The sequence below is a fragment of the Actinophytocola xanthii genome (genome assembly GCF_001921205.1).
GTDB classification, from domain to species: Bacteria; Actinomycetota; Actinomycetes; order Mycobacteriales; family Pseudonocardiaceae; genus Actinophytocola; species Actinophytocola xanthii.
In genome coordinates this window covers 1-11,185 of record NZ_MSIE01000050.1, presented here as the reverse complement: position 1 = coordinate 11,185, position 11,185 = coordinate 1, and the positions used below count along the sequence as shown (strand labels likewise).

At 72.5% G+C, this 11,185-nt stretch carries 6 protein-coding genes; all 6 read left to right on the top strand.

What is annotated here, in order from left to right; genetic code table 11:
• The first annotated feature begins 102 nt into the window (after positions 1-102).
• Entirely contained in the window at positions 103-558 is a 456-nt protein-coding gene (locus BU204_RS25650) for a helix-turn-helix domain-containing protein (protein ID WP_075128315.1), read from the top strand.
• 71 nt (positions 559-629) lie between these two features.
• Positions 630-1,127: an ImmA/IrrE family metallo-endopeptidase gene (locus tag BU204_RS25645; RefSeq protein WP_158073512.1), complete on the top strand. Its 498-nt coding sequence runs from the start codon at positions 630-632 to the stop codon at positions 1,125-1,127.
• A gap of 1 nt (position 1,128) precedes the next feature.
• Positions 1,129-1,920 (top strand): MAB_1171c family putative transporter, encoded by a 792-nt coding sequence (locus BU204_RS25640; RefSeq protein ID WP_075128313.1) that lies wholly within the window; start codon positions 1,129-1,131, stop codon positions 1,918-1,920.
• On the top strand, positions 1,908-2,294 hold the full coding sequence (locus BU204_RS40245; protein ID WP_075128312.1) for a DUF6545 domain-containing protein: 387 nt from the start codon (positions 1,908-1,910) through the stop codon (positions 2,292-2,294). Before BU204_RS25640 ends, BU204_RS40245 begins: the two co-directional genes overlap by 13 nt.
• A 179-nt stretch (positions 2,295-2,473) precedes the next feature.
• Positions 2,474-3,055 carry an RICIN domain-containing protein gene (locus tag BU204_RS25630; protein WP_075128311.1) on the top strand — a complete coding sequence of 194 codons (582 nt, stop codon included), beginning with the start codon at positions 2,474-2,476 and terminating at the stop codon, positions 3,053-3,055.
• 438 nt (positions 3,056-3,493) lie between these two features.
• Positions 3,494-11,185 (top strand): type I polyketide synthase (locus BU204_RS40905; protein ID WP_075128310.1); only part of this gene is annotated, 7,692 nt, incomplete at its 3' end.

Below are 11,185 nucleotides of genomic sequence, written 5' to 3'. Positions count from 1 at the left end.
GTCGATCGGGAAGATCTTCCGAGATCAAGCTGAGTTGATAGGCTGAACAACGCGGACGTGGTCGGTGGACTCCGTCGGTAGGTGTTGACGGGGGAGGTGGGCATGCCTGACCGAGGCGATGACGCCGACGCTGCCCGGACGCTGGCCGACAAGCTCAACCGCCTCTTCCAGACCGTCCGGTCGCCCACGGGCGAGGAGTACACCTACGACGAGGTGGCCAGTGCCATCCGCGAGCAGGACGTCCCGATCTCGCACACCTACGTGTGGCAGCTCCGCAAGGGCGTGCGCACCAACCCGACGAAACGACACCTCGAGGGGCTGGCCGCCTTCTTCGGCGTCTCTCCCGCCTACTTCTTCGACGACCGGACCGCCGAGCAGATCGACACCGAGCTGGCCCTGCTGGCGGCGCTGCGGGATGGGTCGGTGCGGCGGGTCGCGCTGCGTGCCGCGCACCTCTCTCCCGCGAGCCTCGACACCGTCAACGAGATCCTGAGCCGGATCCGCGAACTCGAGGGCCTACAGCCCACCGACCCCGATTCACCTGCCCCCGACGAGTAAACTCTCAGGTGCCGGAGGGTAACCGAGCTCTGGGGGAGAGCATGGATCTGCGGCGGGTTCACGAGAGGTGCGTGCGCGAGGTTCGCCGGCTGGACCTGAGGCCGCCGCTGGACATCGGCGCCCTGTGCGCACGGCTCGGCGAGCAGCGGGGGCGACCCATCCACCCGCTGCCGATGACCGCGCGGCCGACAGACCCGTCCGGCATCTGGATCGCCTCGCAGACGGCGGACTACGTGTTCTACGAACAGAACACGAGCCGGCTGCACAGCGAGCACATCATCCTCCACGAGATCGGCCACCTCCTCTTCGGCCACACGGGCGGCGGTGTTCTCAGCGACAGCACGGCCCGACTGCTCCTGCCCAACCTCGACCCCGCCCTCGTTCGCCGCACGCTCGCGAGGTCCCACTACTCCGACAGCGACGAGCAGGAGGCCGAGCTGTTCGCGAGCCTCATCCTGTCCGAGACCGGTTTCGCCGTCGTGCCGCTCAGCGTGCCGGAGCCGCCGGAGGAGATGTCCGAGCTGGTGCGTCGGGTGTGGGCGGTGCTCGGTTCACCGGGGCGGAGCTGACATGCGCTATGGCATCATCATCGCCGCCATCGTGCTGTCCTGGGGCGGGTTCGCCTACAAGCTGCGCGACCTGTGGCACAACCCGAGAAACCCCGCGCTCCGCGCGCTGTGCGCGCTGCTGCTGGCCTTCGCCATCGCGGTCACCATCGGGCTGCCACCGGTGTACCAGAGCATCCCACCGTTGATGTGGTACCCGAGCGGCGTTCGGCTCGTTCAGCACCTGTTGGCGGTGCTGGCCGGGCTGGCGATGCAGGTACTGGGAGGGCACGTGGCCGGGGCGACGGCGACGGTCTACCGGTTCTGGGTGCCCTATACGGTCGTGACCCTCGTCGCGATGGTCGTCCTTTTCGTACTCGCACCGGTCGGCACCGACGCGGACGACTTCGTGAACCAGTACGCCGCGGCGCCGTTCGTCACCGAGTACCTGTTGGTTTTCCTGACCTTCGCCGTGTTGTCCCTCGGCGCGGTCTGTCTTCGATCGGTCCGGCACGCGCGACTGACGCGGCGGCGTTGCCTGCCGACCGGACTGCGGCTGCTGGCCTCGGCCGGCCTCGTCGGAATCGTGTTCGCCCTGCACAAGGCGGGCTACGCGTTGGCGAGACGGTTCGGCCTCGAGCCGCCGTGGTCTGAGGGGCCGGTCTCCACGACTTTGGTCTGTGGTGCCGCACTGCTGCTCGCTGTCGGGGCGACCGTCGCCGGATGGGCTCCGAAGCTCGTCAGGCTGCGACTGCGGCTGCGGCGGTACCACGCATACCGGCGACTCGACCCGCTCTGGCGGCGGTGTACGAGGTGATGCCGCACATCGCGCTGGTTCTGCCGCGGTCGCGCCCCGCCCGGTGGCAGACCGTGGAGTTTCGCCTGTACCGCAGAATCATCGAGATCCGCGACGCCGTACTCACGTTGCGCCCGTACGTGGACGAGCAGGTCGCGAACACCGCCCGGGAGTCGGCGGCGGCAGCGGGCCTGGACCGGGACGGCCAGGAAGCGGTGGTCGAGGCCGCGACGCTGGCCGCGGCACTCCGTGCCAAGGCCGACAACCGGGTCAACGGGGATGCGGCTCCTCCCACCGCGGTGCGGCCCGCCGACATCGACGAGGAGGCGCGCTGGCTGACCGGCGTGGCTGACGCCTACCGCCGAAGCCCTGTGGTGGCCCAGTTTTTGCGCTAGGACGCACATACCGTTGACAGTCGGATATGCCTCGGCTTTACTGATATCGCGTAAACTGGTAATGATAGAAAAAGATCTTGGATTAACCTCAGTTTACGCGTACTGGGGACTCATCCGTCGTCGGATTCTGGGGCGACCACGCGATTCGAGGGGTAGTCATGCGAAGATTGTTTACTGTCATGCTGTCCGTGCTCCTGGCCCTGGGAGTGCTGACCCCCGCCGCGAGTGCGGACGAGGCGACCGTCACCGCGGCACAGGCCTTCCAGCAGTTCACGGCGAACGCCAGGACGTCCGCCGCGGTGCGCGACTCCGCCCCGTTCTACCTGCGCGTCGCCGGCCGCGGCGACCGCTACTGCCTGGACAACTTCGCCAACGGGGGCGGTGCGAACAACTCGCCGGTCGGCCTGTGGGAGTGCAACGGGGGAATCAGCGAGCGGTGGCGCTTCCGGGTGTGGAACAGCGGCCACTACTACGGCTACAACCTGGTCAACGAGAGAAGTGGACGGTGCCTGGACTACCCGTCGTCGGCCGGCAACAACATCGGCTGGCAGTTCAACGTCTACGACTGCAAGAACGGCGCCGCGCCGGGGCAGAACTTCCACGTCACCATTCAGAGCAACGGTGACTTGACGTTCACCTTCGAGGCCACGAGCTTCGTGGTCGCCATGGACGCGTTCGGCGACTACTGGCATGGCAACGGCAGCCCGGTCGGCCTGTGGACGTACGTGGCGCCGGGGAACAACCTGCAGCACTGGTACTGATCCACACCTGTCCCGCGCTTGTGCGGTTGTCCCTGCCCAGGGGCAACCGCACAAGCGCGCGTCCAGGTTTCGTTCCGGCTCGAGCAGCGCCCGGACAGGAATCGCGCGGATCACCTCGAGCGCGGTGTGCTCGGTCCGTGCTCAAGCCCGGGACGAACGTGGGAGGAGAACGACGTCGTTCCGGCGGACCCTGACGTGGTTTCGTTCGAGCGGCGCGCGTCGCGGTGTTCGGCGCGGTTTCGGCAGGTCGCGGAATGTCCTTTGAGGTCGATCGTGCGGTCGCTGCGCTGGTTTGACTTTCTTGACTAGTTGAACTACCCCACAGCTGTCAACCCTGGATTGTGGTCGGACGTGAGCTAGCGTCGAAAAGGATGATCACCGTCGGGGCTGTGGGGAAAACATGAGCGCAATTCCAAGGTGTGGCGCGAGCGTGCCCCGATGACAGCCGGCGCGATCGCTGTCATCGGGGTGGCGTGCCGGTTTCCGCTGGCGTCGGACGTGGCCGCGTTCTGGCGGCTGATGTCCGACGGGGTGGACGCCGTTCGGCCCCTCCCGGCTGGTCACCCCGGGCCGGTCGGCTCCCGCGGCGGTTACCTCGACCGGGTCGACGAGTTCGACGCGGACTTCTTCGGGGTCTCGCCCGCCGAGGCCGCCGTGCTCGACCCGCAGCAGCGGCTCGTGCTCGAGCTGGGTTGGGAGGCGCTCGAGGACGCCGGGGTGGTCCCCGCGCGACTGTGCGGTTCGAACACCGGCGTGTTCGTCGGCGCCATCGGTGACGACTACGCCACCCTCTCGCGCCGGCGCGGTCCCGCCGTGCTCACCGCGCACAGCCTGACCGGCCTGAACCGCGGCATGCTCGCCAACCGCGTCTCGCATACCCTCGGCCTGCGGGGGCCGAGCATGACCGTGGACGCCGCCCAGTCCTCCGCGCTGGTCGCGGTGCACCTTGCCTGCGCCAGCCTGCTGGCGGGGGAGTCCTCGGTCGCGCTGGCCGGCGGGGTGCACCTGATCCTCGCCGAGGACAGCACCGCCGCGGTCGACCGGTTCGGCGGGTTGTCCCCGGACGGGCGCTGCCACACCTTCGACTCCCGCGCCAACGGCTACGTCCGCGGCGAGGGCGGCGCGGTGCTCGTGCTCAAACGGCTCGACGACGCGCTCGCCGACGGCGACCCGGTCCACTGCCTCATCCTCGGCAGCGCGGTCAACAACGACGGTGGCGGCGACAGCCTCACCGCACCCCTGGCCGAGGGCCAGGAGGCCGTCCTGCGCGCGGCGTACGAACGTGCCCGCGTGGACCCGGCCGACGTGCAGTACGTGGAGCTGCACGGCACCGGCACCCCCACCGGCGACCCGGTGGAGGCGCGCGCGCTCGCCGCCGCGCTGGGCACCCCGCGTCGGGACGCGCCGTTGCAGGTCGGGTCGGTCAAGACCAACATCGGCCACCTGGAGGGCGCCGCCGGGATCGCCGGCCTGCTCAAGGCGGTGCTGTGCGTGCGGCACCGCGCCCTCGTGCCCAGCCTGCACTTCGCCGAGCCCAACCCGGCCATCCCGCTCGACGTGCTGAACCTCCAGGTCCGCACGACCACGGGCGCGTGGCCGCACCCGGACCGGCCGCTGCTCGCCGGTGTCAGCGCGTTCGGCATGGGCGGCACCAACTGCCACGTGGTCGTGGCCGAGGCACCGCCGTCACCCGTCGGACCGGACCCGGCGGTTCCGCCCTCGACTGTCGCCTGGCCCCTGTCGGCCCGGACGCCGTCGGCCCTGCGTGAGCAGGTCACGCGGGTGGCCGGCGCGGCGGCCGAGCTCGACCCGCGCGGCGTGGCGCGCTCGCTGAGCGACACCCGGACCGCGTTCGACGAGCGAGCGGTGGTGCTGGGCAGCGCACGCGACGACCTGGTGGAGGGCGCCGCCCGGTTCGGGCGCGGGGAGAGTGTGGGTGAGGTGGTGGCCGGGACGGCGCTCGGCGCACCCGAGGTGGTGTTCGTCTTCCCCGGACAGGGCTCGCAGTGGGCTGGGATGGCGCTGGACCTCCTGGCCGCGGAACCGGCGTTCGCCCGGCGGATGGCTGAGTGTGCCACCGCCTTGTCGTCCTATGTGGACTTCGATTTGATCGCGGTGCTCGGAGACGAGGACGCGCTGAGCCGGGTGGAGGTGGTGCAGCCGGCGCTGTGGGCGGTGCTGGTCTCGCTCGCCGAGCTGTGGCGGGCCCACGGCGTGGTGCCCGACGTGGTCGTCGGACACAGCCAGGGCGAGATCGCCGCCGCGTGCGTCGCGGGCGCGCTGTCCCTCGAGGACGGCGCTCGCGTGGTGGCGCAGCGGGGCAAGGCGCTGGCCACGCTCGCCGGCAGCGGCGGGCTGGTCTCGGTGCCGTTGCCCGCTGCGGAGCTCCCCGACCTGCCGGGGGTGACCGTGGCCGCGGTCAACGGCCCGCGGTCGACCGTGGTCGCCGGCGCCCCGGCCGCCCTGGACGAGGTGCTCGGGCTGGTGGAGGGCGCCCGGCGGGTGTTGGTCGACTATGCTTCGCACTGCGCCCTGGTCGAGCCGGTCCGCGACCGGCTGCTGCGCGACCTGGCCCCGGTTCGACCCCGTCCGGCGACGGTGCCGATCCGCTCGACGGTGCCGGACTGGCCCGCCGACGTGCTGGACGCCGAGTACTGGTACCAGAACCTGCGCCGGCCGGTCGACTTCGCCGGCGCGCTCCGCGGGCTGCTGACCGGCCCGAGGGTGGTCGTGGAGATCAGCCCGCATCCGGTGCTCGCGGTCGGCGTGCAGGAGATCGTGGACGAGGCCGGTGCCGACGCCGTGGTTTTCGGCACCCTGCGCCGCGGCGAGGGGCACGCCCGGTTCGTCCGGTCGCTAGCGCAGGCGTGGGTCGCCGGGGTCCCGGTCAGCTGGTCGTCGGTGCACGGCGGCGCCCCGCGAGTGCCGCTGCCGACCTACCCCTTCCAGCGCACCCGGTTCTGGCTCGACGGCGCCGCGTCCGCCCCGGCCGTCTCCCGGCTCGACCGTTCGGCACTGGACGTCGTGCGTGCCGAGACCGCGCTCGCGGTCGGGTTGGCCGGACCGGACGCCGTGCCGGCCTCGGCGACCTTCCGCGACCTCGGCGTGAACTCGCTGCTCGCCGTCGAGCTGCGCAACCGGATCGGCACGGCCACGAGGCGTCGACTGCCCAGCACCGTCCTGTTCGACCACTCCTCCCCGGAGGCGCTCGCGGCGTTCCTGGCCGAGCCGGGGGAGCGGGAGGAGGTGGTGGCCGCGGCCGCGGACGAGCCGGTCGCGATCGTCGCGATGAGCTGCCGGTACCCGGGCGGGGTGCGTTCGCCGGAGGAGCTGTGGCAGCTCGTGGCGGACGAGGTGGACGCGGTCGGGGCGCCGCCCACCGACCGGGGCTGGGACCCGGGCGGGCACCACGGCGGTTTCCTGTACGACGCTGATCGTTTTGATGCGGAGTTCTTCGGGGTGTCGCCGCGTGAGGCGGTGGCGATGGATCCGCAGCAGCGGTTGTTGTTGGAGTCGTCGTGGGAGGTGTTGGAGCGGGCGGGGATTGATCCGGTGTCGTTGCGGGGCAGCGACACGGGGGTGTTCGTCGGCGCCATGACCCAGGACTACGGGCCCCGGCTGCACGAGGCCGCCGACGGGACCTCGGGCTACCTGCTCACCGGTACCTCGGTGAGCGTCGCGTCCGGCCGGATCGCCTACACCCTGGGACTGCGTGGCCCGGCCGTCACCGTGGACACCGCGTGTTCCTCGTCGCTGGTGGCCGTACACCTGGCGGCGCAGGCACTGCGCGCGGGTGAGTGCCGCCTCGCGATGGCCGCCGGCGTGACCGTGCTGTCCTCGCCGGGCGTGTTCCACGAGTTCGACCGCCAGCGCGGGTTGGCCGCTGACGGGCGGTGTAAGGCGTTCGCGGCCGGGGCCGATGGGACGGGGTGGGCCGAGGGTGTCGGTGTGTTGTTGCTGGAGCGGTTGTCCGACGCGCGGCGCAACGGCCACGAGGTGCTGGCCGTCCTGCGCGGCTCGGCGGTGAACTCCGACGGCGCCTCCAACGGGCTCACCGCCCCCAACGGGCCCGCGCAGGAGCGGGTCATCCGCCGCGCGTTGGCCGTCGCCGGCCTGTCACCCGCCGACGTGGACATGCTGGAGGCACACGGCACGGGGACCACCCTCGGGGACCCGATCGAGGCCAACGCGGTGCTGGCGACGTATGGGCAGGGTCGGGACGAGCCGTTGTGGCTGGGCTCGGTGAAGTCGAATATTGGTCATGCTCAGGCTGCTGCTGGGGTGGCGGGTGTGATCAAGGTTGTGATGGCGATGCGGGAGGGGGTGTTGCCGAGGACGTTGCATGTGGATGCTCCGTCGTCGCATGTGGATTGGTCTGTTGGTGCGGTGGAGTTGTTGGTTGAGCGTCGTTCGTGGCCGGAGGTTGACCGTCCGCGGCGGGCCGCTGTGTCCTCGTTCGGGATCAGCGGCACCAACGCCCACGTCGTGCTCGAGCAGCCCCAGCCCCAGCCCGTACCGCGGCGACCCGAGCCCGCGCCGGCCACGCTGCCGTGGGTGCTCTCCGCGCACACCGCGGAGGCGTTGCGCGCCACCGCTCGTCGCCTGCTCGACGTGGACGGCCGAGCCGACGACCTAGCCCACTCCCTGGCCACCACCCGTGCCCACCTCGCCCGCCGCGCCACCGTGCTCGCCCGCGACGTCGCCGGGTTCCGTGCCGGCCTGACCGCCCTCGTCGAGGACCGACCCGACCCGGCCCTGCTGACCGGGACCGCGGCCGAGACCGCGCGGGACGTGGTGTTCGTGTTCCCGGGCCAGGGGTCGCAGTGGGTGGGTATGGCCGTGGAGCTGTTGGGAAATACGGTGTTCGCCGCCCGGTTCGACGAGTGCGTTGCCGCCTTGTCCTCCTATGTGGTCTGGGACCTGCGTGAGGTGCTGCGCGACGAGACCGCGTTGGCGCGGGTGGATGTCGTGCAGCCGGCGTTGTGGGCGGTGATGGTCTCGCTTGCCGAGGTGTGGCGCCACCACGGGGTGGAGCCGGCGGCCGTCATCGGCCACAGCCAGGGCGAGATCGCCGCGGCGTGTGTCGCGGGTGCGTTGTCGCTCCAGGACGGTGCGCGGGTTGTCGCTCTGCGCAGCCGAGCGTTGCGGGAGCTGTCAGGGCTGGGCGGGATGGTGTCGGTGCCGTTGCCGGCCGAGGAGGTGCCCCCGATCGAGGGGCTCTCCGTCGCCGCGGTGAACGGCCCACGGTCCACCGTCGTGTCCGGGGACCTGACGGCGATCGAGGCCGTACTGGCCCGAGTGCCCGAGGCCAAGCGGCTCCCCGTGGACTACGCCTCGCACTCGGCGCAGGTCGAACGCGTGCGTGACCGGCTGCTGGCGGACCTGGCCGGAGTCACGTCGCGGGAACCCGAGGTCCCCTTCCACTCCACGGTGACCGGCGAGTTGGAGTCCACGCTGGACGCGGAGTACTGGTACCGGAACCTGCGGGAGACCGTCGGCTTCGCCCCCGCCGCCCGTGCCGTGCTGGGTCGGGGCGCCTTCCTCGAGGTGAGCCCACACCCGGTGCTGACCGGTGCGCTGCAGGACACGGTCGACGACGCCGGGCGGGACGTGCCGGTCCTGGCCACGCTGCGCCGCGACGACGGCGGCCCCGACCGGTTCAGCGCCGCGCTGGCCGCCGCGCACGTCGCGGGGGTGCCCGTGGACTGGTCGCCGTTGTTCCCGCACGCCCGGACCGTCCCGCTGCCCACCTACCCGTTCCAGGGCACGCGGTTCTGGCTCGACCCGACGCCAACCGCCGTCCTCCCCGACCTCGGCCGGCTGCGGTACCGCGTCGAGTGGGCACCGCTACCCGACCGGCGGTCCACGCCCACCGGCAGCTGGTTGGTCGTCGCGCCCGCCGGCCGTCCCCACCCGCCGCTGGCCGAGGCGCTCGCCGCGGCCGGCGTGGACGTGCGCTCCGCCGAATGGGACACGGAGAGCCCGCTGGACACCGGCGCGGTCGCCGGCATGCTCTCGCTGCTCGACGTGGCGGGCACCGTCGCGCTCGCCCGCGCCACCGACGCGCCGCTGTGGCTGGTCACCCAGGGCGTCGACACCGACCCCGAGCAGGCCATGGTGTGGGGTCTCGGTCGAGCCCTCGCACTCGAACAACCCGAGCGCCTGCGCGGCCTGGTCGACCTGCCCCACCGGCTGGACACCGCCGCGGCCGGCCGACTCGCCGCCGTGCTGGCCGGCCTGGACGGCGCGGACCAGGTCGCGATCGGTCCGGACGGGATCCACGGGCGGCGGCTCGTGCCCGATCCCGACCCGGGGCCGGCCACTCCCTGGGCTCCCCGCGGCACCGTCCTGGTCACCGGTGGCACCGGGGCGCTCGGCACCCACCTCGCCCGCTGGCTCGCACATGCCGGCGCGACCCGCGTGGTCCTGGCCGGGCGGCGCGGCGCCGACGCCCCCGGCGCCGTCGAGCTGGCCGAGGAGCTGGGCGGCACGGTCACGCTCGCCCGGTGCGACATCGCCGACCGCGAGGCGCTCGCCGCGCTGCTCGCCGACCTGCCCGACCTCACCGCCGTCGTGCACGCGGCCGGCGTGCTCGACGAGTGCGCTGTCGCCGACCTCGACCCCGCCCGGCTGGCGGCGGCGTCGCGGGCCAAGGCGGTCGGTGCGGTGAACCTGCACGAGCTCACGGCCGACCGCGCCCTGGAGGCATTCGTCCTGTTCTCCTCCGGCTCCGGGGTGTGGGGGGCGAGCGGGCAGGGAGCCTACGGTGCGGCCAACGCCGCGCTCGACGCGCTTGCCAGACGGCGGCGCACCCTCGGCCTGCCGGCGACCGCCGTCGCCTGGGGCGCCTGGGCCGGCGCCGGCATGGCCGGCGGCACGGCCCTGGACCCGCGGCGGGTCGGGGTCGTACCGATGGCACCGCGGCGCGCGCTGGCCGCGCTCGCCGACGCGGTGGGTCGCGGCGACACCGACGTCGTGCTCGCCGACCTGGACCGGGACCGGTTCGTGGCGACGTTCACCGCGACCCGTCCCAGCCCGCTGCTGGCCGCGCTGTCGGACGAGGCCGGGAACGAGCGCGACGAGGACGGGACGGAGTCCGCGTTCGTCCAGCGGATGACTGCCCTGCCCGCGGACGAGCGCGACCGGGCCCTGTCCGCGCTCGTGCTGGCCGAGACCGCCGCCGTGCTCGGCCACGGCAGCGCCGCCGACGTCGACCCCGGCCGCGCGTTCCGCGCCGCGGGGTTCGACTCGATGACCGCCGTCGAGCTGCGGAACCGCCTGCGAGCCGTGACCGAGCTGCCGCTGCCCGCCACGCTCCTGTTCGACCACCCCACCCCCGCCGCCGTGGCCGCGCACCTCCGCGATCGGGTCACCGGCCGCCCCCGACCCGTCCCTGCGGCCAGCGTGGCGAACCGGCCCCTCGACGAGCCGGTCGCGATCGTCGCGATGAGCTGCCGGCTGCCCGGCGGGGTGCGCTCGCCGGAGGACCTGTGGCGGCTCGTCCTGGACGAGGTCGACGCGGTCGGACCGTTCCCCACCGACCGGGGGTGGAACCTCGACGTCCTCTGCGACCCCGAGCCGGGCACGCCGGGCCGCACCTACACCCGCGACGGCGGGTTCCTGTACGACGCTGATCGTTTTGATGCGGAGTTCTTCGGGGTGTCGCCGCGTGAGGCGGTGGCGATGGATCCGCAGCAGCGGTTGTTGTTGGAGTCGTCGTGGGAGGTGTTGGAGCGGGCGGGGATTGATCCGGTGTCGTTGCGGGGCAGCGACACGGGGGTGTTCGTCGGCGCCATGACCCAGGACTACGGGCCCCGGCTGCACGAGGCACCGGCCGACTACGAGGGCTACCTGCTGACCGGCGGCACCGGGAGCGTCCTGTCCGGCCGGATCGCCTACACCTACGGCTTCGAGGGCACCGCGATCACCGTCGACACCGGTTGCTCGTCGTCGCTGGTGGCCGTGCACCTGGCGGCCCAGGCGCTGCGGCAGGGCGAGTGCTCGCTGGCGCTGGCCGGCGGCGTCACGGTCATGGCCACCCCCGGCGTGTTCGTGGAGTTCAGCCGCCAGCGCGGGTTGGCCGCGGACGGGCGGTGTAAGGCGTTCGCGGCCGGGGCCGATGGGACGGGG

Coding starts and splice junctions, on each gene's coding strand:
- BU204_RS25650 (WP_075128315.1), top strand. CDS start 103: ATGCCTGACCGAGGCGATGACGCCGACGCTGCCCGGACGCTGGCCGAC.
- BU204_RS25640 (WP_075128313.1), top strand. CDS start 1,129: ATGCGCTATGGCATCATCATCGCCGCCATCGTGCTGTCCTGGGGCGGG.
- BU204_RS25630 (WP_075128311.1), top strand. CDS start 2,474: ATGCTGTCCGTGCTCCTGGCCCTGGGAGTGCTGACCCCCGCCGCGAGT.